Here is a 25,008-nt window from a genome sequence, read left to right as displayed (position 1 = left end):
ACACAGATTTGCTCGCGAAAGTTAACCTTACGGATAATAAGCGTTAAACTGGTCATAAATAGATGTTGCAATAATGAAAATAAGGTCTGAACCCTATGAGCAAGTCGAGCCCTCGCCCGCAAGATCATTTTGATGCGATCGTGATAGGTAGTGGCCCCGGTGGTGAAGGTGCCGCCATGGGCTTATCCAAAGCGGGTAAGCGGGTGGCAGTGATTGAGCGAGAAAGCACCGTTGGCGGTGGCTGTACCCATTGGGGCACCATCCCGTCTAAAGCACTACGCCACACTGTCAGCCGGATCATTGAATTCAATCAAAGCCCTATCTACACCCAGAACAGCAAGAGTATCCACAGTACCTTCTCACACATTCTCAGCCATGCTGAATCGGTCATAGGCAAACAAACCCGTATGCGCCAAGGGTTCTATGACCGAAACCAATGTACCCTGCTCCATGGTAGCGCCGAATTTGTCGATGCGCATACCTTAACCGTGCATCATAGTGATGGCAGCGCTGATACCTATACAGCCGATCACTTTGTGGTTGCTACCGGCTCTCGCCCTTATCAACCCGCTGATGTGGATTTTTCCCACCCACGCATCTACGACAGTGACTCCATTTTGTCGTTAGCCCATGACCCGCGCCACGTGATTATTTATGGCGCAGGCGTGATTGGCAGTGAATATGCGTCTATTTTCCGTGGGCTCGGGGTCAAAGTGGATTTAATCAACACCCGTGATCGCTTGCTGTCGTTTTTGGACAACGAAATCTCTGATGCTTTGTCTTATCACTTTGGCAGCAGTGGTGTCATGATCCGCAATGATGAGACCTATGAGCGCATTGAGGGCACCGACGATGGCGTGATTGTGCATCTGGAGTCAGGCAAAAAAATGAAAGCAGATTGCCTGCTGTATGCCAATGGCCGTGCAGGCAATACCGATAAACTCAATTTGTCCTCGGTCGGCCTTACACCTAACTCGCGTGGGCAGCTCGACGTTGATAGCGAAAGCTACGCAACAGAAGTGGGGCATATCTATGCCGTCGGTGATGTGATTGGTTATCCTAGCCTTGCTAGTGCCGCTTATGATCAAGGGCGCGTGGTGGCCGAAGCCATTTGCCAAGGCAACGCCAACGTGCGCTTGATTGAACACATCCCCACGGGGATCTATACCATTCCAGAAATCAGCTCAGTGGGTAAAACCGAGCAAGAGCTCACCGCAGAAAAAGTCCCGTATGAAGTTGGCCGATCGCTATTCAAGCACTTAGCACGCGCGCAAATCGCGGGGATGGATGTCGGCAGTTTAAAAATCCTTTTCCACCGCGATACCCGCGAAATATTAGGCATTCACTGCTTTGGCGAGCGCGCCTCGGAAATCATTCATATCGGCCAAGCGATTTTTGAGCAAAAAGGCGAAGGGAATACCATCGATTATTTTGTGAATACCACCTTCAACTACCCGACCATGGCCGAAGCTTACCGGGTGGCAGCCCTCAATGGCTTAAATCGTTTGTTCTGAACCGGTCATAAAAGAAAACGGCACCTGGCGGTGCCGTCAATCATTACGATGCCTGCAGTATCGACGACCACGCGAGCGACTCATCCCCCAACACAATAAAGTTAGGGTTCTGTAATGAGTCCCGTTCGTTGTACGACAAGGCCCCCAGCTCTGTGCTCAGAATACGTCCACCCGCTTGCTCAACAATGCATTGGGTAGCGGCAGTGTCCCATTCCCCCGTCGGCCCTAGGCGTAAATAACAGTCGACCGCGCCTTCTGCGACCAAGCAGGCTTTGAGTGCCGCGGAGCCTAATGGCACCAAATCATAATTAATTTCAGGTGCCAGCTTTTCGGTGACCGCATGAATATCTTGACGGCGACTGATGGCGATAGAGAGTGAGGTAATCGTCTCTTCTCGCTTCATTGTCGAGATGCGATGCATTTCGCCATCTGGGGTGATTTTCCAGGCCCCTTTGTCTTGGCAAGCATAGTAGGTCACCCCGGAGACGGGGGCATAGACCACGCCCATGACGGGATGGTTGTCCTCCACCAGCGCGATAATAGTGGCGAAGTCACCACTGCCTGCAATGAACTCTTGGGTACCGTCGAGGGGATCAATCAACCAATAGCGCTGCCATTGCTGACGGTCGCTTAATGGCACACCACAGTCTTCTTCTGATAATACGGGGATGTCTGGCGTCAACGCGGTGAGCTTTTCCGTGATCAGCTTATGTGCCGCCAAATCAGCACTGGTTACCGGGGTTTGGTCACTTTTAGTGATCGCTTCAAAATCACCGTCTTGGTAAATATCTAAAATAACCTGACCCGCAGAGCGAGCAATATCAATCACCTCGGGTAACAACTCAGGCAATGCCATGCCTCACCTCTCAGATTGTAAGTACTTCAGCGCCATCATTAATGCGGTGATACTGCGCGCTTCACAAAAATCACCGTGGGTGAGTAACTCTTCCGCTTGGGCAAGTGGCCAACGAATGATTTCAAGCGGTTCAGGCTCATCCCCTTCCAAGCTTTCTGGATACAAATCACGTGCCAACATCAGCGTCATGCGGCTAGAAAAGTACGACGGTGCCAGAACAACCTCTTTCAGTGGCACTAGCTCACGGGCACCTTGCCCAATTTCCTCTTTCAGCTCCCGCACTGCCGCTTGCTCGGGCGCTTCACCCGGGTCAATCAGTCCTTTGGGAAAGCCTAGCTCATACTGTTCTGTGCCTGCGGCATATTCGCGTACCAGTAAGAGATCGCCCGATTCGGTCACCGGCACCATCATCACAGCATTACGCCCCGACGGTTTCATCCGCTCATAGGTACGCTCGACGCCATTACTAAAAATCAGCTCCAGCGACTCCACTTTAAACAAGCGAGAAGTGGCGACCACCTGCTTAGACTGAATGTAAGGAAGTTTACGCTGCGTCATATCGTGATTTGCCACCCTTTTTGATAAGCCTATCAGGCCTTGTTAGCCGCGAAAAGAAAAGCGATAGCGTCCTTGATTATCCGGCGCACCCAACCAAGAGAGAGGTGCTTTCATCGGCTCAGGATAGGCCGGCCCCGGCTTCAGCCATCCTGACACAGAGTATCGCCCAGACGGTGTAATTGACAATGAAAACTTATTACTCAACGAGGGAGAATCGCCTTGACCCTGCGCAGCGACACCTTGGCCATCACAGGCGAGAGAAGCACGCAATGGAATATCATTGAGCCGCCCTGAGGGCAGGGTGAGTCCGGCCTGCTGCCACTGAATCTGTCCCGCTAACTGCTGACACCCTGACTCGGCCAACACCGCCTCGCGTACAATCACATCAAGCCGGCCATCAATCGCCACACTCGGCGGTAACGCCACCGAACGAGTCAGCAGATGCGCGGGAGCAGAGAGCAAGGTTTGAGAAAGCGTTAGCTCGGTGCCATTAAAGCCCACCACGCTTTTACCACTGACACCTTGAGGGCTTTGGACCTTTATCGCGGCTTCCAGCGTGGCGCTGGTCAATAGCCGGTGCCAATGGAGATCCCATTGTATTGGGCCGACAGCCTGATCTTGCCAACGCAGTTGCCTGACTTGCCCCTGCCACACGGTGCCGTTGATCCCACTCAGCTGTAGCTCGGCCGGCAAAGGCGCTAAGCGCAGTAGTGTTGCTGGGGCGTGCACTATCGCACTCACAACGAAAACCAATACACACCCCACCCCTATCAGCGTTTTCTTCCACATCGTTTACCGCTCCAGCTGCAGTCGGGTTACTTGCACCACACCGGCCGTATCGGTCGCTTCAGTGCTCAGGCGAGCGACTTGAATGCCATGCAGCTGAGAGAGTTGCTCGATCCACCGTAGTAATTGGTTAAACGGTAGAGGTTCGAGCCCCAATTGCACGCTGTCCTCCCCAGGCTGCAACCGTGTAATGGTAAGATTAAACTCACCCGCACTGGCCGCGATCACTTGGTTGAGCGGTTGGCTTCGACTGGCCACTGCTTGGCGACTGCGTCCAGACTGTGAGCGCAATTGCATGATGTGATTGCGCTTTTGTTGTAGCTCATTGTAAACCTTTCGCTCACTGACCAATGCGGCGCGCGCTTGCTCCGCCTGTGCCTGTATCGGCACCACGATGCCCCAATACAGCAAACTTAACAACAGCACTCCCACCGCAATCAACACGAGCCGTTGCTCGCGCAAGCTGATCGACTGCCACTGAGACTGAATACGTGCGATCATGATTGGCTCCTTAGGGTAAATTCACCGCTGACCGTCTCACCACTGCGATTAAGCTGCCCCAAGTCTGTCGCATAATGCTTACTCAAGGTGGCACGTAAGCGCTCAAACTGCGCGAAATCATTGCCGGTTGCTCGCAGTATCAAGGCTTCTCGATTGGCTTGGTAGCGCAGCGCCTCGAGCTCGATACCAGGTACATCTTCCAGTAGAGGAGCCAGTTCGACCAGCCAGGGTAAAAGCGCCGCATCATGTTGTTGGTTTTCTAGCCGAGCTATCTCTGCATCCATTTGCCGCACCATGTATGAGCGAGTCGGGATCCGCTCGTACTCGGGCAAGGTTTGGCGAAAAAGGGCTTCACTTTGTCCCCGTAATGCACGGGCTTGTTGCTGGGTGTCACGAATCGACAGCCACTGCTCGACGCCAAGCAATCCAGCCATGGCGATCAACAGACAGGCTGCGGGCAAAAAGGGTCTAAGTGTCTGCTTGGTTTGACTTTGAGGACGATATCCGCCGGTCAGTAGGTTTGCCGTCACGCCATGACTCTGCACCGCTAATAGATGCATTGCGTGATCTGACTGCCACTCGACAGGGAGCGGTAACGCGCTCAAGGGATTGTCAGCCTGCAGCTTGTCGTCGCCATAGCCTTTGATAGTGAGAGAGTCGGCTTGCTCAGGTGACAGGGTTTCCTCACTGTCTTGGCGGTGTTGCCACCAAGCCTGCCCCCAAAAGGCGAGCCAGTCCGCCGAGCCTACCACGCCTTGATTTGCACTAAAACGACACAGCCACTGTTCATCCAATGCCAAGAGTGAGAGCGAGTCAGACGACCAAGGTACACAAAGCACATCGGGGATCCACTGGCGGGCATCAATGCCTGCCTCATCCAGCGCGTGTTGCCAAGCTTGCATTTGCTGGTGCGCTACCACGGCGACATGTGCGGTGTCTGCCTGGGTGTCAACAATACTCACGTGTACTGCTTCCACCTCTTCCGCCAAGGCTTCCTCGAGCAAGTAAGGCACCACCTTGTCGCGTTGGCGCCGTGAGCCTGGGGGCAATGTTACCGAGGTTAATGTCAGCCACGTGCTGTCCACCAGCACCACTACTCGCCGCGTTTGTGCTTGCTCGGTTAACGCTGACAGTTGCTGACAACTGCCGCTCTCAACCACTTGGTTATCATTGGCACGAACCTGCGCCCAATAAATGGGCTGGCTGGCATCACTGATCCTTATTATCAGTCGCTCGCTCACGCATTCCTCCGAACCGACGGCGCAAAACAGAAACCTCGCCATCGTCTTGATAGTGCAATAGTGCCTGGATGTGACGTTGGGCAGAGGCCACCTGCACATCGGCTTGTAATAAAAAGAACTCGCTGGTCACGCTGAGATGGGACACGACTCTCTCTCGCTCGGCGTCATCAAACTCGGTGAGGTTCAAGGTGTCGATAAACGCGGCCACACTTTTCCACCCTTCCTCCGGGCGCTGGGCAATCACCTGCTGGGCTTGTTCCACCGGTAACGCGGAGGTAAATAGGGCTGAAAGCAAAGGCGCTTGCTTCTCGGTTAAGGTATTCACATTGACCTTAAGCTCAGCGCTAGGCAAGGCGCAAAGCTGAGGCGAGGCGCGCCGAAACACATCACCATTAACCCCGCGCACCGCACGCCACTCACTCACATCGGCCAGCAAAGCATCCGCCGTCACATACGCAGGCTGCACGCTTTCATAATGCGCATCTTCCGCCCCGAGAGACTGATCCAGCTGATTGTTTTCATCAATAAAATCACGGCTTGCCTGAGCAATCACATCCGCTTGATAATCCTCTTCCACATACTGCCCCACTAGCGCCCGTAATACGGTGACCTCATAAGGGGTCGCCCCACCCACTTTGGCGCCACGTAACTGTAAACTATTGAGGTTAAAACAGGCGCTCGCATCTTGTAAGTGTCCACTTACTTTTCCACCATCCAGCGGGAAGGTTCGAGCGGGCTCTGCCCAGGTTTGACTTAAGTTCACCGTTTCACTGCCTGCTAAGCTCTCGCGCAATACCGATGCCGCCAAGCCTTCAACCGCATTGCCAAACCAATACGCTTGCTGAAAATGCAGCTGGTTTTCGGCGCGGTGGTAGTTGGTGTATAACCGCGCCGCCATGCTTCCGGCAATCGCGGTCATCAGCGCCATGATCATCATCACCACCAAAAGGGCGGCGCCCTGCTGACGATTCATTGTGCCTCCCGCTGCAGTGGTGCCGGCAAGGTTTGCCCCGCCACGAGATAAGTGCGCACTAACTGGCCATAGCGAGGATGGGTAAAGCGCACTTGAACGGCTTTCGGCAATGCATGTTTGGTATCAAAACTGTCTTGCCAATCCTGTTTGACGTAGAAGCGAAAGGTCAAATCATCAATATCACTGAGCAGCGTCGCCACCGCGGGTTCATCACTCGCGGCTTGGTCTGGGTAACGCCAGCGCAAGCGTTCCAGCTTGCCATCTCTCTGACGGTACCCGACCGCTACCACTTCTCCGCGTGGAAAGCGCATTTGTGGGTTAATCCAGCCCGTGCGGGTAAAGCGCACGCCCATCCCATCACTTTGTAATACCTCTGAACCCGCGATCAGCAACTGCTCTGTTGGCGCTTGTCCTTCGACCCGCTGACGTCTTGCCGCCATTTGACGAAAGTCACTGTCCATGATCACCAACGCGCGCTGCAGTTCCTGTAAGGTCTCACCCACCTGCTGAGACTGCTCGTCACTGCGCTGCACGGTTTGCAGTACTTGGTATGCGGTCAGACTAATGCTGGCGAATACCACCAACGCCAACAGCACTTCCAATAAGGTAAATCCTCGTTCAACGCGTGGCGACATAGGTCCTCACGGTCACTAACGGGTTATCGGTCTCTGCGGCGGCAGCCACTGACATATCAACCGCACGTAACTGGCCCGTTTCTGTGGCGACTGGCACCAACTGCCATTGCCATTGTTGCCCCGCCATCTCGGTGGTGCCTTGTGTGGCTTTATCTGGCACCTTAGCGCTGAGCACCACCTCGGCGAGTTGATTATCCGCCACCATAGCGGCTAAGGTTTTTTGTTCTAAGCGACTCAGTGAGCGGGTGTGCTGTCCAGTGGCTTTCATCACACTCAGCGCCGCCACGGCAAAGATCGCCACCGCGACTAAGACCTCAAGCAAGGTCATTCCCTGCTGCGAGTTAGCGCGTACTAACATCATCACCCTCTCCTGCACGCTGCCAGGTAAACTGCGCCAGTTCATTCGCTTTGAGCTGCCAGGCCGCACGGCCATCTGTTTCAACCATCAGGGTAAACGGTGTCAGCTCACCATTGGGCAGTAGCCAGATTTGCGGTGGCGCCACCGCCTGCTCATCGTCTTCGTCAAACAAATCCTCAAACAGCGGCTTATCCTCGAACAACCTGTCTTGTTGCTGCCAGCCAAAGCCATCCATGGTTAAGACAAAGCGGCTTTGCTCTGGCAAGCGGCCTTGGGTCGCCCAGCGGTCACTGCTAACAGGTTGCCATTGCTCTTGTCCCAACACTAAAAGTTGATAGCGCTGTTGTTCGATACGCACGCCATAGGTGCGTCCTTCCAACCAACTTTGCTCTGCCCACAGCTTCATCCGCTGATACAGTGCTTGCCCGGCTTCTTGTGTGCGGGTGTCCGCCGACTCAGGCATCACCATTATCACGCCTGAGGTGCTCACCGCGACGATGACGACCACCAGCAGGATCTCTAATAAGGTAAAGCCGGCCGCTTGACGCATGTTATTGCAGCTCGTTGAGGTTCCAGTTACCAATGTCTTGGTTGACCCCTTCCCCACCTTCTTGGCCATCAGCGCCTAAAGAAAAGATATCAACAACACCGTGCTCGCCTGGGCTGACATAGCGATAGTCATTGTTCCACGGGTCTTGCGGCAGACGTTTGATGTAACCTTGCGCGGGGTAGTTACGGGGGACCGGATCACTTTGTGGCTGGGTCACTAGCGCGTCTAAGCCTTGATCGGTGGTGGGGTACTGATTGTTATCCAATTTGTACATATCCAGCGCATTTTCAAGCGCACTGACATCCGCCACCGCTTTTTTCACCGCGGCTTTGTCTTTGTTGCCCAGCAAGTTTGGGGCAACAAAGCTGGCTAGCAGGCCAATAATCACCACCACCACCATGACTTCGAGCAACGTGAAACCTTGTTGACGACGCATTTCTTTCTCCTTGTTAAATTCATAAAATCACAAACCGACCATGTCATTCATGGCAATAATTGGCATCAAGGTGGCCACCACGATAAAAAGCACTAACCCGGCCATCATTACAATCATTAACGGGCCAAATACTCCCAAGGCAACATTGACTTGCGCCTCAAAATCTTTGTCTTGGTTATCGGCTGCGCGTGAGAGCATCGGCTCCAGCTCGCCACTGCGCTCACCGCTAGCAATCATATGTAGCATCATGGGAGGGAACAGCCCTGACTGGTCGAGCGCAACACGTAAGCTGGCCCCCTCGCGCACTTTATCGGCCGCTTCTAATACCCGCTTGCGCACATATTGGTTAGTGATCACTTGCGCAGCGACCTTGATCCCATCCAACAATGGGATTGCGCTGGCGGTACAAATCGCCAATGTCCGAGCAAAGCGTGATGTGTTCAATCCGCGCGCCACTCGACCCAGTATCGGTAACGAGAGCTTTTGCTTATCCCAGGCAAGACGACGCTGGGTGTCTTTCAGCAATAGACGAATCCCCATACTGACAAGAACCAGCCCACCGAGCACCCACACGCCCCACTGAGTGATAAAGTCACTGGCGTTTAAGAGAAATTGGGTTGATGCGGGCAGTGATTGCCCGGTTTGGACAAATTGACCAACGATATCAGGCACTACCGTTGCCAACAGGAAGGCGACAATCAGTACCGAGAAAAATGTCAAAATCGCCGGATACAGCATGGCTTGCAACAAAGTGGCTTGAATGCGTTGACGGTTTTCCACATAGTCCGCAAGGCGTTCGAGGACGGTGCCCAAGTGGCCCGCTTTTTCACCGGCTGAAATCATCGCCCGGTAGAGTTCGTCAAAGACATTGGGGTAATCCGCTAACGCATCGGCGAGTGTATACCCTTCCATCACTCGCGCGCGCACACTGGTCATCATGCTGCCAATTCGCGGCTTCTCGGCCTGCTCTGCCACCGCTTTTAAGCACTCCTCCAGAGGCATCGCCGCCTCAATCAAGGTCGCCAACTGACGGGTGATCAGTGACAGCTCCTGGGTGCTAATACCGCGCCCGCGCTGACGAAAAAGCGGCTGAGAAGCCGAACTTTTTTGTGTCGCACGCTTACGGGTAGTGGCCTGGACATCGAGGGGAGTAAAGCCCTTGTCGCGCAATTGTTGCCGCGCTTGGCGTGCCGTATCGGCTTCAATCACGCCCTTGCGTTTGCGCCCTCGCGCATCCAGTGCTTGGTAGTCAAAGGCAGCCATTAACTCTCCTTGGTCACTCGCATCACTTCTTCCAGGGTGGTTTCCCCGTTCAGCACTTTGGCCAAGCCGTCATAGCGGATACTGGGGCTTTGCGCCCGCACCGCCTCCTCGATGGCATGCTCACCGGCATCATGGTGAATCAGTGCTTGTACCTTCTCATCCACGGTCAACAACTCATGGATCCCTGTGCGGCCGCGGTAGCCTTTTTGGTGACAATGCTCGCAACCACTTGGTTTATATAAGGTGATGGTTTCGCCTTGATTGGCAAGCCCCACATCTGCAAACAATTGTTGCTGCGTTGCGTCGGCTTGATAGGGCACTCGGCAGTGTTCGCACAGGGTACGGACCAAGCGCTGCGCCAATACACCAAGTAGCGATGATGAAAGCAAGAAAGGCTCAATCCCCATATCGCGCAAGCGCGTCACCGCACCAATGGCAGTGTTGGTATGTAATGTGGACATCACCAAATGGCCAGTCAGGGAGGCTTGAACCGCAATTTGCGCGGTTTCTAAGTCGCGAATTTCCCCCACCATCACCACGTCAGGATCTTGACGCAACATCGCACGCAAACCGCGGGCGAAGGTCATATCGACTTTCGGGTTGACTTGGGTCTGGCCAATACCGGCCAGATCGAACTCGATCGGATCTTCAACGGTGAGGATATTCCGATCCTCACTGTTAATGGTTTGTAACCCTGCGTATAAGGTGGTGGATTTCCCCGACCCGGTCGGCCCGGTGACCAGTAAGATACCATGAGGCTTGTGAATAAGGGTTCGGAAGCCTTGGTGAAGCGCTGGTGCCATGCCAAGTTGGGCTAAATCAAGTTGTACGGCATTCTTATCGAGTAAACGCATCACCACACGCTCACCGTGTGATGAAGGCATGGTCGACACCCGCACATCGACCGCACGGCCACCTATACGGACTGAAATACGACCATCTTGCGGCACGCGCTTTTCGGCAATATCCAGCTTGGCCATGACTTTCACTCGAGAGACTAACAGCGGCGCCAGTTTACGACTCGGAGAGAGGACTTCTCGTAACACACCATCAACACGGAAACGAATCGATAACGCATGCTCAAAGGTTTCAATGTGGATATCAGACGCACTTTCTTTGATCGCTTCCCCCATCATCGCGTTTATGAGCTTGATGATCGGGGCATCATCTTCCGATTCCAGCAGATCTTCACTTTGAGGCAACTCCTCCGCGAGAGAGAAAAAATCATCACTGTCTGCATCCGCGCCAATATCGGCCATTAGCTGTTGAGCATCTGCGCTATCGCGTTGATACAAACGGGTGAGATGTTGGTCAAAATCACTGTCTGACACAATTTCAGGGGCACAACTTTTTCCTAACACCCGTTGAACCTCGGCAAGGGTGTTCGGTGTCACAGACGACAAGCACAATAGGCGTGCAGGCTCAGTGTCATTGAGTAATATCACCCCATGACGGCGGGCAAAGCCAAAAGGCAACTGCCAACGAGCGTCCGGATCTCGGCTGAGCTCTGTCGCGCGATCACTCATCCTGCTAGCTCCGCTTTTAGCGCGCGTACCTCGGCAGGCATCACTGCCTCGCTGTTGTAGTCTGGCAGCACCGGCTTTTCGGCATCCGGCATCAGCTTCACGCCGTCTTGTGCCCGTAACAGCTGCTCAGCTCGAATATAGTTGTACTTACGCTGCGTCACGCCATCCGCCGTTAAGCCTGTACGAATAATGGTCGGCTTGATAAACAGCATCAGGTTCTTCTTTTCAGTCTGAGTCGAGGTCGACTTAAACAAGTGACCTAGCACGGGAATATCTCCCAGTACAGGGACCTTGGACTCACTCTCTACCGTGCGTTCATCAATCAAACCACTTAGCACAATCATCTGTTGGTCGCCTACCATCACGGAAGTGGTCAACTGGCGCTTGCCAAAGCGCACATCCACAGCACCACTCGCGCCAAGTACGTTAGACACCTCCTGCTCGATATCCAATAGCACCGCCGATCCTTCATTGATTTGAGGGGTCACCTTCAGCTTGATGCCAACATCTTTACGCTCGACCGTTTGGAACGGGTTATCGTTATTCGAGCCAGTTTGCGAGCCGGTGATGACGGGTACCTCTTCCCCCACCACAAACGAGGCTTCTTGATTATCCAGTACCATCAGATTGGGCGAAGACAGAATATTGGATTCATTGTTCGAGGCCACTGCTGTCACCAATGCCGTCCAATCGCCCATGATCACCCCAGCCGCGAGGCCATTTAGCCCCCCCAAGACTTCATTGAGCGCCGAGTAATCACCCGATTCCGTGATAGGCACTTCGTAGCTATCGCCATTGCTATCAAATCGCGTTTCCGTGCGCGTGGTATCTTCGGTCGCTTTTTGTCCCGTCAGATAATTGGTCACACCGACGCCAGTGTTGTTGAACTGAATGCCCCCGTTTTCGAGCGACCCCCATTGCACCCCTAAATTGGCCCCATCGGATTCGGACATTTCCACAATCAATGCTTCAATCAAGACTTGCGCACGGCGAATATCAAGCTGAGAAATCACGCTCTCTAGGGTTTTCAATATATCGGGCGGCGCGGTGATCACCAGCGCATTGGTCCCTTGGTGGGCAGAAATCTGCACCGCCTGTTGTGTCGAGCCTGGCTTGCTCTTTTTCTCTTTTTCTTCCAGCAGATTATCCGACACCCCTTTGAGCACATCGACCACATCATCGGCTTTGGCATAGCGCAAGTAAATCACTCGGCTATTCCCGGTCGTCGCCATCTCTTTGTCCAACTGTCGGATCAGTTTTTTCACCCGCTCACGCACTTTTGGCTCGCCCGAAACCAAGACCGCATTTAGACGCTCATCGGCGACAATACGCGGCTCAAGCAATTCAGGGCGCGTGTTGGCATTGTCCCGCTCATTCAGTGCATCGACAATACGCACCATTTCAGCGGCAGAGGCGTGCTCTAGGCGCACAACCTCAACCTCTTTATCACCGGCTTGGTCAACACGTTGAATAATATCGGTTAAGCGATTCACCACCGCTGCACGTCCGGTAATCATGATCACATTAGCCGGATCGTAGTGCACCACATTGCCGGCGCCGGCATTGTTGATAAGCTGGCGTAAAAGAGGGGACAGCTCACGCACCGAAACGTTTTTTACCGCGACCACACGCGTGACAACTTCATCGCCCACCACGTTATCGGCTTCACCCACCACAGGCACGGGCGACGTTTTGGCATCTTTGTCGCGTACCACCTTGACGACACCGTTATCCATTTCCACCACGGCAAAGCCATATACTTCCAAGACATTGAGGAAAAATTGGTAGTACTGCGCTTCGGTCAACGTGTTGTAGCTACGTACGTTAACTGTGCCTCTCACGGAGGGGTCAACAATGATGGTCTTTTCTAGGTTACGACCCACAATTTCAATAAATTCCTGAATATCAGTGCCTTTAAACGATGCACTGAATTCAGCCGCGCTCGCCGACAGTCCAGAAAAAAGAAAAGTCACAGCGATGAAATAGGGGATCAGTCGTTGCCTTAAATTCACGTCACGCTCCTACTGCCGCGCGCAGCGGTGGTTGTAATTTATAATTGAATCGAAATGTCATGTTGCTGTCCTTGCCGCTCGACGACCAGATCAAGCGTGCCCTGTTGTTGAATGCGACTGAGAATGTCGGGCAGTGCCACTGAACGACTGAGTTTGAGGCCATTAATCGCAATCGCGATGTCCCCGGACTGCAACCCAGATTGTTCAAACAACACCGGATTTTTTCCTGGGGTGAGACGAAAGCCTTTCAGCGCCTTGGCATCACCCACTTGCGCGAGCTGCACATAATCAAGGAGACGCTGGGGGTTTTGATTAAGCTGCTGCGCAAGATTGGCCGGCCAGTCAGCGCTGGCTGTCTCATGGGGAGCGGACTTTGGGGGCGTCACCTTCCCTTTTGACGGTGAAAAGACGGTTTGCGGGGTACTATTAGCCTCAACACCCGGCATCAGCAGTGCCTCTCGACGTGTCCCCTGGCGCAAAATCACCCGATCAGGCAACACCTGTTCGATGCTAACTTGGGTGCCTTTCACCTGCTCACCCACCCCATAGGTCGCCTGTTGACCGCGATTGGCAATCACCGCTAGCGCACGCGACGGCTGATCACTGGCAACCACGCCCACCAATGTCAATTGCAACCGGGTTTCCGGCACCTGACTAACCGCTTGGCGACGTTGGGCCTTCGACGCCTGATAACGCCCGAAAAGCTGGGCATCCATCACAGGGGCGATCGACAAGGTTGCGGTCGATGACTGCGATGTCCCCGCCTCGTGTACTACAGGTGTAAAAGCCGATGGTGCGGGTTGATAGAAAGCCCACACCAGACGACCTGCCAACCATGCGAGCACGCAGACCAAGCCAATATTAAGCCAAGGGGCTGCGCGACGCAGGGTTTGTGGCGAAAAAGAGAAGCGATTATGTTGGCGTCCTGCCTGAGAGATCATTCCTTTTAAACCAATTTGGGTCACCGTTTATCCATTGATGGCTTTTTTTGCCAGCAAATTCCATCATTAGATTACGAAAAGCTGGGCATGCTAGCAAAAACGCTTTGTGATAGTGAGACTTTTTCAGTCATAGGGCTTTATTTTATCGAAGTCATTGCCCTGACGGGAGGTGGAACTGCGATGCTGTGATACTGCTCTAAAGTAAATTTTGTGCTAATGTCGCCGATCCAGATTGCGCAGGAGTTGGATGATGAAAAACCACGCATCAACGCCCTTGACGGCGGTCAGGTTAGATAAATGGCTATGGGCTGCCCGTTTTTACAAAACGCGCTCCATTGCGCGCAATATGATTGACGGGGGCAAAGTACAGTACAATGGCCAACGTGCTAAGCCGAGTAAAATGGTAGAAGTCGGAGCAGAAATCCGCCTTCGCCAAGGCAATGATGAAAAAACCGTCACTGTCATGGCGCTTTCGGAGCAGCGGCAGGGGGCGCCGATCGCGCAAACCTTGTATCAAGAAACCGAGAGCAGCCTCGCCAAGCGCGAGCACGAGTCAGAAATGCGTCGCTTAAATGCACACAACCCACGTCCTGATGGGCGGCCGGATAAAAAGCAACGCCGAGATATTCGTAAATTTAAACAAGGCATAGATTAAGGTCGCATTCGCGCCATTGCCGGAGAGAGATTGCATGTCAAACGATCAACTACACCGTTACCTATTTGAAGATGTGTCTGTTCGTGGTGAGCTGGTCAAGCTCGATGACACCTATCAGCGCATACTGGAAAACCAAGATTTCCCGGCGCCGGTCAATGCCTTGCTGGGAGAGATGCTCGCCGCGACCAGCTTATTGACCGCTACGCTCAAGTTTAACGGCTCAATCACAGTGCAACTGCAAGGCGATGGGCCTGTCTCTCTCGCGGTGATTAATGGAGATCACCACCAGCAGCTGCGGGGAACGGCTCGCGTCAAGGGCGAAGTCAAAGACGATGCAACCCTGCCGGAGATGATGGGCAAAGGCCAACTCATCATCACCATTGAGCCTGTCGATGGTGAACGCTATCAAGGGATTGTCGGTCTTGAGTCTGACAACTTACAAGCCTGTCTTGAAGATTACTTCGCCCGTTCCGAGCAACTGATGACTCGCCTTTGGTTGCGCACGGGTGAGCACGACGGTAAGCCCCATGCGGCTGGGATGATGCTGCAAATCCTGCCAGATGGCAAAGGCGACAACAGCGACTTCGAGCATCTGGCTCAGTTGACTGAAACCATTAAAAACGAAGAGCTATTTAGCCTGTCTGCTAAAGATGTGCTGTATCGTTTGTACCACCAAGAAAAAGTCACGCTGTATCCAGCGCAAGAGGTGGTATTCAAATGCAGCTGCTCACGTGAGCGCAGTGCCAGCGCGATCGCCGCTATTGAGCGTAGCGAAGTGGATAAAATGGTGGCTGAAATGGGAACGATTCATTTGCATTGTGATTATTGTGGCACAGACTACGCTTTCGATAGTGTTGATGTTGCAGCTATTTTCGAGCAAAACGCGGATTCTTCCTCACAAATGCAGTAACAGCGTGCTACATTTTTAGCGCTCCGAAGCAAATCCACCTGACGGAGTTCAAAAGCCAGCATTATGCTGGCTTTTTTCTTATTCCTACCCGACTTAACTCACATTTTTTCTCGCATTATTTTTGTACAAACAATAATAGGTCTTTGGGTAGCGCAAACGATTAACTAAGCGTTACCATGTCTATGACATGGCACCTGGTGGTCCGTACCCTACAATCAAAATAACCCCAGTGTGCAGTCTTATATGGAGTCAGTCCCTGAAATCACATATTCAGGTTGCTAGCACAAAGACAGTTAACAACATCTTACCCCAAGGAGCACCTATGACTGTCCTGAACGTCGAACCCGAGGTCGCTGACATCGATCTTTCCCGTCATGGTCTGGAAAATGTCAAAGAAGTCATCCGTAACCCCTCTTATGAGCAACTGTTCGAGGAAGAAACCAAACCTGGGCTGGAAGGCTACGAAAAAGGCGTGGTGACCGAGCTCGGCGCGGTGGCGGTAGATACGGGTATTTTTACCGGCCGCTCACCAAAAGATAAGTACATCGTCCGCGATGATACCACCCGCGATACCATTTGGTGGTCTGATCAAGGTAAAAATGACAACAAGCCGATTGACCAAGCGGTATGGAAAGATCTGAAAGCCCTCGTCACTGATCAATTATCAGGCAAGCGCCTGTTTGTGATTGATGGCTATTGTGGCGCCAACCCAAATACCCGATTACGTATTCGCGTGATCACCGAGGTAGCGTGGCAAGCACACTTCGTGAAAAACATGTTTATCCGCCCAACCGATGAAGAGCTGAAAGACTTTGAGCCCGACTTTGTGGTGATGAACGGTGCCAAGTGTGTCAATACCAAATGGCGCGAGCAAGGTTTGAACTCGGAAAACTTCACCGTATTCAACCTCACCGAACGCATGCAGCTCATCGGCGGTACCTGGTACGGCGGCGAGATGAAAAAAGGCATGTTCGCGATGATGAATTACTTCTTGCCACTGCAAGATATCGCCTCGATGCACTGCTCGGCGAACATGGGTAAAGACGGTGATGTCGCCATCTTCTTTGGTTTATCCGGCACCGGCAAAACCACCCTCTCTACCGATCCCAAACGCCAGCTGATTGGTGATGATGAACACGGCTGGGACGACCATGGTGTGTTTAACTTCGAAGGCGGGTGCTACGCGAAAACCATCAAGCTCTCGAAAGAAGCAGAACCCGATATTTACAACGCCATTCGCCGTGATGCATTGCTGGAAAACGTTACCGTTCGTGGCAATGGCACCATCGACTTTGACGACAACACCAAAACAGAAAACACCCGTGTCTCCTACCCAATTTACCACATCGATAACATCGTTAAGCCGGTATCAAAAGGGGGGCATGCCAACAAGGTGATTTTCTTGTCGGCGGATGCCTTTGGTGTGCTGCCCCCGGTGTCTAAGCTGACGCCAGAGCAAACCAAGTACCACTTTTTATCTGGCTTCACGGCTAAGCTCGCGGGCACTGAGCGTGGTATTACCGAGCCCACACCAGCGTTTTCCGCCGCCTTCGGTGCCGCTTTCTTGACCTTGCATCCGACCAAGTACGCAGAGGTGTTGGTCAAACGCATGGAAGCCGCCGGCGCGGAAGCCTATTTGGTCAACACTGGCTGGAACGGCTCAGGCAAGCGGATCTCCATCAAGGATACGCGTGCGATCATTGATGCGATTTTAGATGGCTCCATCGAAAAAGCGGAGACCAAGTCAATTCCAATCTTTAATTTGGAAGTGCCCGTCTCACTCGACGAAGTGAGCGACGGCATTCTTGACCCGCGTGACACCTATGTCGATCCTCTTCAGTGGGAAAGCAAAGCCAACGATCTGGCACAACGCTTTATCGATAACTTTGAAAAATATACCGACACCCCCGAAGGAGCCGCGCTGGTCTCAGCCGGACCTAAGCTAGACTAACCCCCTACCCCCGTATCGCGCGTGCGATATGGGGGCCTCTTCCCCGACCGAGATACTGGCTAATAGTTGAAGTGACGACACTTTTGCGCCAGTCTTATTGCTACTGATTGCCTTGATAGGGTTGGTTCATGCGCATCCTGGCCAAACTGTTCGCCAGCTTTTTCATTCTCTGTGTCACCGCATTATTGGTGTTAGCAGTCCTCTTTCACACGCGCTACAGCACCGCGCTGTTTCATCATGTCGTGTCACCTTTGCTGCCGGGCGATCTCTCCGCCAAACAGGTGGTCTATCATTGGCGTCAGCCACTGAGTTTGACCCTCACCAAGCCTAACTATCACGTCGGTCCGCAACACTGGCAGGCCGACCGGCTGCGCGTACAACTTGATGCTACGCGATTGCCACACATTCACTGGCTGCGGATTGATGGCCTGTCTATCGATCTGACGGGCCGCACGCCACCACCTAGCCTAGAGATGTTGCCTGCGTCCCTGAAAATCGGTCGTATCTTGTTCAACGACCTAAATCTCATTGGACGAGATTGGCAAGCGCACCAAGTGAGTGCCCAGCTTGATAAGTGGCAAAAGGGCGACTCACCATGGGGATCGGTTCGTGGTCGCGCACAATGGGAAGCCAAACAGATCGATTGGCACGACCTAACGGTCTCTGATGCCCTCCTAGATGCCCAACCCTCGCCAAAAGGCTGGCAACTTAATGGCGTCTCATTTCAATGGCAACGTGCTGCCTTTAGCGCCCAAGGGCAATGGCAACCTGGTGCACTCGCCTTGAGCCAATTGACCATTAGCAATGCCATTGTGGATAGTGAGCAAACACAACAGCGGCTCCGCGAAGCCTTGTCACATTGGCCGTCAAACACCCAGGTCACCATCGCTCGAGCGGACGTCCGTCAACTCAGTGCCGAAACGGATCATCTGTCGGTCAATGCCCTGACCTTTTCAGCGGAACAATTAGCGTTTACCCCTCAGTCGCCTTGGTGGCATCAACCTCAGCTACGCGCCTCGTTTAATGCCGACTATATCCGTTGGCAAGGGCAAACGTGGGAGCAACCGTTAGGGGAGCTGGAGCGTCGCGGTGATACGTGGATAGTCAATCAATTCACCAGCCAGTGGCATGAAGGGTTTATCGCGCTTTCCGGCCAATTTTCGCCCCAAGCTTGGCAGATAGACAGGCTACGCGCCAATGGCCTCACCCTCAGCCGCGAACGGCTTAGGCCGCTGATAGGCGCATTGCCAGATTGGCCGCCACATATCGTCATTACCGATCTGTCGCTGAAACACAATGAGTGGTTAGCGTTATCGCCAGGGTTCCCGGTCAAGGTGGATGGCATTGATATCGATGGGCGCGATCTGCGTCTGCGGCATGACACGCAGTGGCAATTACGCCATGGAACACTGACCGCGAGCGCCAGCTATGCCAGCATCAATCAGCAGTGGCTGGCTGAACCCTACTTACGCGTAGAAGCGAGCGATGGGCTCGTCAATCTACGTCAATTATTACTGGGTTTTTCCGATGGTCAGCTTGCTGCCTCCGGCCAGTGGAATTACAACACGCCGAGCCTACCATGGTCATTCCAAATTGACGGCCTACACGTCCCCTTATCCCTTTATCAATCATGGTTTGACTGGCCGCTGCCTTTAAGCGGGTTTCACGATCTTCAAGGGCAATGGTCTGGGCTGGCGTCTGATACCGAAAGTTTCAACGTGGGGTTAAATGGCACCCTTGCGGTTACCCTGCTGAATGGCCACGCGGATGTCACGCCAGATAAAGGCTGGCCAGAACGAATGTCTGGGTGGTTTCAAAAAACGCCGACCCAGCAACGTCAGTCGCGGTCGTTCCCGTTTGAACAACTTTCTCTAAAAGCCGACCGTGGCCATATCACGGGTATTCTTCAGGGGGACACATCCGTGTCGATTGATTGGCCGATTTATCAAACCGCCACCCCAAGTGTACGTTAACGCAGTAGTGCCAACTGAGGGGCAGGCTGTGCGGTGGCGCCATCGTCTGATGGCAGCAACACATACGTGCCGGTAAACACTCCGGCCTTATCGTCGCCACTAAAAAACTCGACTTCGAGCGTGACACGCGCCCGACGACCGTTTTCCAGCCTATCAAGCTCACCGCTCAAGTTATCCAGCGATACACTCGCCCTTGGCCGCTCCGCCACCGGGCGACGATAACGAATGTGGCTGTCTGCGAGGACAATATCCGCACTGAGTTGACGCTCTTTCATTAACAGCCACACCATTCCCCAACCCGCGAGCGTGGCAAGACTAAAAATGCTGCCCGCAAACATGGTGTGACGCGGGTTCAAATTGGCATTTAAATTGGCACACACTTCAAAGTGATAGCCGGTGAATTGGCTGATCTGCACCCCCATTTTATCGCTGATAGGGATTTGTTCTTGCCAGCGCTGCTGCAGCTCGGTACACCACTCAGGATGACGTACCACATCAGACAAAGGGTCTAAGGGTTTCACCATCTGTTGATGACGAATCGGCCCGCGCTCATCACTGAGATCCCCCTGACGAATGAAGTCATGTTGAGCATAAAAGCTTACCGCCTCTTCTCGCGCACTGCACACAAGACGCTTGGCCCCCTCTTGCCGGGCCAATGACTCTAGTGCCATTAATATTAGCGCCCCGAGGCCACGATTACGAAAATCGGGAGAGACCGCCATATAACGGATCTGACCATCGTTGTCTGGGGTTAAGTAAAGACGCCCGATGGCGACGGGGTCATCATCACTATCGACAATCATGCGATGACAGGCATTGCCATCGTAGGCATCGCGCTCTGAGCCGCGCGGCGCATGCCAAGGCTCGCGCAACATGCGATAGCGAAAGTCATAATAACGCGCAAGCTCTTGCTCTGTGCGTGGCGTGACGATTTTAAACATGCCTATCTCTCCCTGTTAGGCGCACATTTATACCTGAAGCCAGAAAGTCACCGGCCCATCATTGACCAAGCTCACCTTCATATCTGCAGCAAACTGACCGGTTTGCGTCTTCACGCCAGCCTGTTGGCAATCATGGCAAAACACCTCATACAGGCGTTCCGCTTCGGCGGGTGAGGCCCCTGAAAAACTTGGACGCATTCCTTTTTTCGTGTCAGCCGCGAGGGTGAACTGAGAGACCACCAGTAACGATCCCCCTGCCTGTGACACATTGAGATTCATTTTTCCTTCGTCATCTTCAAAGACGCGATAACCGCGCACTTTATGCGCCAGCTTGGCTGCCTGAGTCTCGGTGTCGCCTTTCTCGACACCTAGCAGCACGACCAAGCCTTTTCCTATACAGCCGACGCGAGTGCCTTCTACGGTCACATTGGCTTCACTCACGCGTTGAATGAGGGCGATCATGGGTTTCCTCTTTTTCAATGGTTAAAGGGGGAGATGACGCATCCAGAGCGCTCGACCCAAAATGAGAAGCGTCGCCCTCCGCGCGCGGCCACCAACGTTCAGACTCTCTCAGCGTCGCCGTCACTTGGGCACCAAACAAGACGATACACCAACTAAAATACACCCAGACAAAGAGAATGGGTATCACCGCCAACGCGCCATAAATCAGTTGATACGAGGGAAAGTGCGTCACATAGAGGGCGAAGACTTTCTTGCTTAATTCAAACAGGATACTCGCCACCGCCGCCCCGGCAAAGGCATGGCGCAGACGCACGCGCGTATTGGGGACCAACGTATAAAGCCCCATGAAGGTCAATGTGGTCAGGATAAAGGGCAAAACGCGCAATAAGGTGGTAAACAAATCATTGGCAATCCCGCTTTGTAATAACGACAGCGAGGTTAAATAGGAGCTCAACGCAATACTGGTGCCAATAAGGATTGGCCCTAAGGTGAGCACCATCCAATAGATGGAAAAGGCGATCATTGTGGGTCGCTTGGTCTGAATTTTAAAGGTGTGATTCAGGCTTTTGTCGATGGCGGAAATCAGCATGATGGCCACCACAAACAAGAAACTCACCCCCACTGCCGTCATTTTACCGGCATTAGCAACAAACTCATTGAGGTAGCGTGCCACCACCTCGCCAGCAGCCGGCACAAAGTTGTTAATCACAAACTGCTGTAACGTCTCACCCACCTCTGAAAAACCAGGAAAACTCGAAAAGGCGGATAAAACCACGGTCACCAAGGGGACCAAAGATAATAGGGTCACATACGCCATATGGCCCGCACTCACCGTGAGCCGATCTTCGCCCATACGCCGCCATAAATGGGTCAGCATCGCCATCAACCAATGACGATAATGACACCACCTCTTCTCATCCAGGATCCCAATTTTGCGCATCCTTCCACCTTAACCTTGTGTTAGCCTTAAGCGTAATGAGTGTACATGATTTATGATTAAGGAGTTGCCTGTGCGGGTTATCTTTATGCTTGCGACCTGTTTAACCCTACTCACCGGCTGTCAGTCTGCCTATTACTCGGCGATGGAGCAAGTGGGCATCCATAAACGCGATATCATGGTCGACAGAGTGGAAGACGCCGCTGATGCGCAGCAAGCGGCGCAGTCAAAATTTAAAGACGCACGACAAGCTTTAAGCCAGCTCACTGAGTTTGAGGGGGGAGAGCTACAAGCCGCCTATGAGGCAGTCGATAGTCAGTACCAGCAAAGCCATGATGCCGTCACCCGCGTGCGTGAACGCATCGACGCCCTTGAATCTGTCTCTGACGCGCTGTTTGATGAGTGGGAAGAAGAATTAGATTTGTACACGAATCGACGCCTACAGCGTGATAGTGAACAGCGCTTACGCCAGACTCGTGAGGAATACGAGCGATTACGTGATGCCATGCGTCGTGCCGAACAAACCATGACACCGGTACTGAACACCTTGCAAGATAACCGCCTTTATCTCAAACACAACCTCAATGCCCGCGCGATTGGTGCATTACAAGGCGAGTTAGATGCGCTCTCTGGCGAGATAGACCGCGCAGTCGCTGACATGCAACGCGCAATCCAAGCGTCAAATCGCTTTATCCAAACCCTCAATTAAACGCTAGCCAATAAAAAAGGCACCCGAGGGTGCCCTTTGTCCACATCGCGCGGTGATGCCCGCGTGATTAACCTTTACGACCTGCGCGCTTACGCTCGGTTTCGGTCAATAGCTTCTTACGGATACGAATGCTCTCCGGCGTCGCTTCAACCAGTTCATCATCATCGATAAACTCAAGCGCCTGCTCCAAGGTGTACTTGATCGCTGGGCTCAATACCTGCGCGTCATCGGTACCTGATGCACGAACGTTGGTCAGCTGCTTACCTTTCAAGCAGTTAACGGTCAGATCGTTGGCACGATTATGAATACCAATCACCTGACCTTCGTATACTTCGTCACCGTGCTCGGCAAACAAGCGTCCGCGGTCTTGCAAGTTAAACAGTGCGTAAGTCAGTGCTTTACCTGCCGCATTTGAGATCAACACACCATTAATGCGCTGGCCAATATCGCCACCTTTGTACTTACCGTAATGGTCAAAGGTATGATAAATCAGCCCCGAGCCAGAGGTCAGTGTTAAAAACTCTGTTTGGAAACCAATCAGACCACGTGATGGCATCACAAAGTCCATGCGTACACGGCCTTTACCATCTGGAAGCATGTTCGTCAGCTCGCCTTTACGCAGACCGATGCTTTCCATCACGCCACCTTGATGCTCTTCGAGCACGTCAATGGTCACTGTCTCAAACGGTTCGAATTTCTCGCCGTTTTCTTCTTTGATGATCACTTCTGGGCGCGATACCGCCAGCTCAAAGCCTTCGCGACGCATGTTTTCGATCAAAATAGACAGATGGAGTTCACCACGGCCAGACACGCGGAATTTATCTGGGTTATCGGTCTCTTCCACGCGCAGTGCCACATTGTGGACCAGCTCTTTTTGCAGACGCTCAAGGATATTACGTGACGTAACGTATTTACCTTCGAGACCTGCAAACGGCGAGGTATTCACCTGGAAGGTCATGGTCACAGTGGGCTCATCCACCGTCAGTGCAGGCAAGGCTTCCACATTACTTGGATCGCAAATCGTGTCTGAGATTTTCAGCTCACCCAATCCCGTAATGGCAATAATATCGCCCGCAGAGGCTTCATCAACGTCATGACGCTCTAGGCCCATGTAGCCCAAAACACTGCCGACTTTACCGTTACGCTTGCTGCCATCTGCACTCACAATCGTGACTTGCTGGTTCGGCTTAACCGAGCCACGTGTAATACGACCCACGCCGATCACACCCACATAAGAGTTATAATCCAGCTGAGACACCTGCATTTGCAGCGGCGTGGTGATATCGACATCCGGTGCATCAACGTTATCAACGATCGCGTTGAACAGCGGCTCCATATCCTCGCCTTCTGTGGTTTCTTCTAGGCTCGCCCAGCCGTTAAGGGCTGACGCGTAAACCACTTGGAAATCCAATTGCTCATCCGACGCACCGAGAGTGTCAAACAAGTCAAAGACTTGATCCATCACCCAGTCAGGACGCGCCCCAGGGCGGTCAATCTTGTTGATCACCACAATCGGTTTCAAACCATGGGCAAAGGCTTTTTGGGTCACAAAACGGGTTTGCGGCATCGGGCCGTCTACCGCATCGACGACCAGTAGTACGGAGTCAACCATCGACATGATACGCTCAACCTCACCACCAAAGTCGGCGTGTCCTGGGGTATCAACGATGTTGATGCGGTAGTCATTCCAGTTAATGGCAGTGTTCTTGGCCAAGATGGTAATGCCACGTTCTTTCTCAATGTCGTTTGAGTCCATGACACGCTCTTCCACCTCACCGCGGGAAGCCAGCGTACCGGATTGCTGCAGCAGCTTATCCACTAGCGTGGTTTTACCGTGGTCAACGTGGGCAATAATGGCGATATTTCTTAGTTTATCTGTCTGTATTTTGGTCATGGACTCTCTTTTTCACTCGATAGACGGGGCGCGCGCCGAAGTTGGCGAGCTATGCTAACACGACGGCACCGCCACCTGATTAAAAAAACGGCCGTAATGTACCAGATTTTGTCGCAAAACCCACCTTATTATGTGAATTGGCTCACCGTCACTCAGGGTTCATCCTGTCACAGTTGGTTATTTATTGTGCAAATACAAGGATTCATCGTGATGAGAGAAAAAATGAATTTTTAAAGACCGTCCACACTCTTGTCATGCATTGTCTGCTACAAAGAGAGGGGACCTGCACGCATCTCGTGCAAAGCGGCGCACCGTCTTTGCCCTTTGCACCATATGCGATCATGTTTGCACTATAATGGTGCACACTGCACGCTTTTGACCCAGGCTGCACACGGTTTTATCGCGTTAAACGCGGTTTGGCGCGGC

24 protein-coding genes are annotated in these 25,008 nt (G+C 52.9%); 6 read left to right on the top strand and 18 right to left on the bottom strand.

Going from position 1 to position 25,008, the window contains the following annotated elements; genetic code table 11:
- Nucleotides 1-95 precede the first annotated feature (95 nt).
- A complete protein-coding gene (sthA, locus tag BZG20_RS14960) occupies nucleotides 96-1,514 on the top strand; it encodes a Si-specific NAD(P)(+) transhydrogenase (protein ID WP_077579507.1) in 1,419 nt (472 codons plus the stop codon).
- Nucleotides 1,515-1,557: 43 nt separating this feature from the next.
- Here the strand turns inward: sthA and cysQ are convergent, their stop codons facing one another.
- The 14 genes from cysQ to gspC are packed head-to-tail and all read right to left on the bottom strand — an operon-like array spanning nucleotide 1,558 to nucleotide 14,174.
- Nucleotides 1,558-2,370, bottom strand: coding sequence for a 3'(2'),5'-bisphosphate nucleotidase CysQ (gene cysQ, locus BZG20_RS14955; RefSeq protein ID WP_046074427.1), 813 nt, complete (start codon nucleotides 2,368-2,370; stop codon nucleotides 1,558-1,560).
- A 3-nt stretch (nucleotides 2,371-2,373) separates the two neighbouring features.
- Nucleotides 2,374-2,928 carry an ADP compounds hydrolase NudE gene (gene nudE, locus BZG20_RS14950; protein WP_046074428.1) on the bottom strand — a complete coding sequence of 185 codons (555 nt, stop codon included), beginning with the start codon at nucleotides 2,926-2,928 and terminating at the stop codon, nucleotides 2,374-2,376.
- A gap of 42 nt (nucleotides 2,929-2,970) precedes the next feature.
- Nucleotides 2,971-3,717: a type II secretion system protein N gene (locus BZG20_RS14945; RefSeq protein WP_052708041.1), complete on the bottom strand. Its 747-nt coding sequence runs from the start codon at nucleotides 3,715-3,717 to the stop codon at nucleotides 2,971-2,973.
- Nucleotides 3,718-3,720: 3 nt separating this feature from the next.
- Entirely contained in the window at nucleotides 3,721-4,215 is a 495-nt protein-coding gene (locus tag BZG20_RS14940) for a type II secretion system protein M (RefSeq protein ID WP_077579506.1), read from the bottom strand.
- The gene (gene gspL / locus BZG20_RS14935; RefSeq protein ID WP_158010049.1) at nucleotides 4,212-5,456 is read right to left on the bottom strand and encodes a type II secretion system protein GspL; all 1,245 of its coding nucleotides are present in this window, start codon (nucleotides 5,454-5,456) and stop codon (nucleotides 4,212-4,214) included. The genes BZG20_RS14940 and gspL overlap by 4 nt, the downstream gene beginning before the upstream one ends.
- On the bottom strand, nucleotides 5,425-6,429 hold the full coding sequence (gspK, locus tag BZG20_RS14930; RefSeq protein WP_077579504.1) for a type II secretion system minor pseudopilin GspK: 1,005 nt from the start codon (nucleotides 6,427-6,429) through the stop codon (nucleotides 5,425-5,427). The genes gspL and gspK overlap by 32 nt, the downstream gene beginning before the upstream one ends.
- Nucleotides 6,426-7,064, bottom strand: a complete 639-nt coding sequence (gspJ, locus tag BZG20_RS14925; RefSeq protein ID WP_046074432.1) for a type II secretion system minor pseudopilin GspJ — start codon at nucleotides 7,062-7,064, stop codon at nucleotides 6,426-6,428. Before gspJ ends, gspK begins: the two co-directional genes overlap by 4 nt.
- A complete protein-coding gene (gene gspI, locus BZG20_RS14920) occupies nucleotides 7,048-7,425 on the bottom strand; it encodes a type II secretion system minor pseudopilin GspI (protein WP_227486554.1) in 378 nt (125 codons plus the stop codon). The genes gspJ and gspI overlap by 17 nt, the downstream gene beginning before the upstream one ends.
- On the bottom strand, nucleotides 7,406-7,972 hold the full coding sequence (gene gspH, locus BZG20_RS14915; protein WP_158010048.1) for a type II secretion system minor pseudopilin GspH: 567 nt from the start codon (nucleotides 7,970-7,972) through the stop codon (nucleotides 7,406-7,408). Before gspH ends, gspI begins: the two co-directional genes overlap by 20 nt.
- 1 nt (nucleotide 7,973) lies before the next feature.
- Complete coding sequence (gspG, locus tag BZG20_RS14910) at nucleotides 7,974-8,408, bottom strand: type II secretion system major pseudopilin GspG (RefSeq protein ID WP_077579502.1); 435 nt, start codon at nucleotides 8,406-8,408, stop codon at nucleotides 7,974-7,976.
- 27 nt (nucleotides 8,409-8,435) lie between these two features.
- Complete coding sequence (gene gspF / locus BZG20_RS14905; RefSeq protein ID WP_077579501.1) at nucleotides 8,436-9,671, bottom strand: type II secretion system inner membrane protein GspF; 1,236 nt, start codon at nucleotides 9,669-9,671, stop codon at nucleotides 8,436-8,438.
- Entirely contained in the window at nucleotides 9,671-11,197 is a 1,527-nt protein-coding gene (gene gspE, locus BZG20_RS14900) for a type II secretion system ATPase GspE (RefSeq protein WP_077579500.1), read from the bottom strand. Before gspE ends, gspF begins: the two co-directional genes overlap by 1 nt.
- Nucleotides 11,194-13,191: a type II secretion system secretin GspD gene (gene gspD, locus BZG20_RS14895; RefSeq protein ID WP_198531504.1), complete on the bottom strand. Its 1,998-nt coding sequence runs from the start codon at nucleotides 13,189-13,191 to the stop codon at nucleotides 11,194-11,196. Before gspD ends, gspE begins: the two co-directional genes overlap by 4 nt.
- 56 nt (nucleotides 13,192-13,247) lie before the next feature.
- Complete coding sequence (gspC, locus tag BZG20_RS14890) at nucleotides 13,248-14,174, bottom strand: type II secretion system protein GspC (RefSeq protein WP_077579498.1); 927 nt, start codon at nucleotides 14,172-14,174, stop codon at nucleotides 13,248-13,250.
- A 226-nt stretch (nucleotides 14,175-14,400) separates the two neighbouring features.
- On the opposite strand from gspC, the gene hslR reads away from it, so the two are divergent.
- From hslR to BZG20_RS14870, 4 genes are all read left to right on the top strand, one after another.
- The gene (gene hslR / locus BZG20_RS14885) at nucleotides 14,401-14,805 is read left to right on the top strand and encodes a ribosome-associated heat shock protein Hsp15 (RefSeq protein ID WP_101494489.1); all 405 of its coding nucleotides are present in this window, start codon (nucleotides 14,401-14,403) and stop codon (nucleotides 14,803-14,805) included.
- Nucleotides 14,806-14,839: 34 nt separating this feature from the next.
- On the top strand, nucleotides 14,840-15,715 hold the full coding sequence (hslO, locus tag BZG20_RS14880; protein WP_046074438.1) for an Hsp33 family molecular chaperone HslO: 876 nt from the start codon (nucleotides 14,840-14,842) through the stop codon (nucleotides 15,713-15,715).
- A gap of 322 nt (nucleotides 15,716-16,037) precedes the next feature.
- Entirely contained in the window at nucleotides 16,038-17,666 is a 1,629-nt protein-coding gene (gene pckA, locus BZG20_RS14875) for a phosphoenolpyruvate carboxykinase (ATP) (protein ID WP_046074439.1), read from the top strand.
- A 128-nt stretch (nucleotides 17,667-17,794) separates the two neighbouring features.
- Nucleotides 17,795-19,639: an AsmA family protein gene (locus BZG20_RS14870; RefSeq protein WP_077579496.1), complete on the top strand. Its 1,845-nt coding sequence runs from the start codon at nucleotides 17,795-17,797 to the stop codon at nucleotides 19,637-19,639.
- Here BZG20_RS14870 and BZG20_RS14865 read toward each other — a convergent pair.
- From BZG20_RS14865 to BZG20_RS14855, 3 genes are read right to left on the bottom strand one after another with little or no spacing between them, the layout of a single operon-like run.
- A complete protein-coding gene (locus tag BZG20_RS14865) occupies nucleotides 19,636-20,580 on the bottom strand; it encodes a bifunctional GNAT family N-acetyltransferase/hotdog fold thioesterase (protein ID WP_046074441.1) in 945 nt (314 codons plus the stop codon). The genes BZG20_RS14870 and BZG20_RS14865 overlap by 4 nt on opposite strands.
- A 27-nt stretch (nucleotides 20,581-20,607) precedes the next feature.
- Entirely contained in the window at nucleotides 20,608-21,042 is a 435-nt protein-coding gene (dtd, locus tag BZG20_RS14860; RefSeq protein ID WP_046074442.1) for a D-aminoacyl-tRNA deacylase, read from the bottom strand.
- A complete protein-coding gene (locus tag BZG20_RS14855) occupies nucleotides 21,014-21,982 on the bottom strand; it encodes a virulence factor BrkB family protein (RefSeq protein ID WP_077579495.1) in 969 nt (322 codons plus the stop codon). The genes dtd and BZG20_RS14855 overlap by 29 nt, the downstream gene beginning before the upstream one ends.
- A 52-nt stretch (nucleotides 21,983-22,034) precedes the next feature.
- Between BZG20_RS14855 and BZG20_RS14850 the strand changes: the two genes are divergently transcribed.
- Nucleotides 22,035-22,688: a DUF2959 family protein gene (locus BZG20_RS14850; RefSeq protein WP_077579494.1), complete on the top strand. Its 654-nt coding sequence runs from the start codon at nucleotides 22,035-22,037 to the stop codon at nucleotides 22,686-22,688.
- Nucleotides 22,689-22,755: 67 nt separating this feature from the next.
- Here the strand turns inward: BZG20_RS14850 and typA are convergent, their stop codons facing one another.
- Nucleotides 22,756-24,582, bottom strand: coding sequence for a translational GTPase TypA (typA, locus tag BZG20_RS14845; protein ID WP_046074444.1), 1,827 nt, complete (start codon nucleotides 24,580-24,582; stop codon nucleotides 22,756-22,758).
- Nucleotides 24,583-25,008: the final 426 nt, after the last annotated feature.

This window comes from Salinivibrio sp. IB868 (assembly GCF_001995655.1).
In the GTDB taxonomy this organism is placed as follows: domain Bacteria; phylum Pseudomonadota; class Gammaproteobacteria; order Enterobacterales; family Vibrionaceae; genus Salinivibrio; species Salinivibrio siamensis.
The sequence above is the reverse complement of the archived record's forward strand: the minus strand, read 5'-3'. Positions and strand labels throughout refer to the sequence as shown.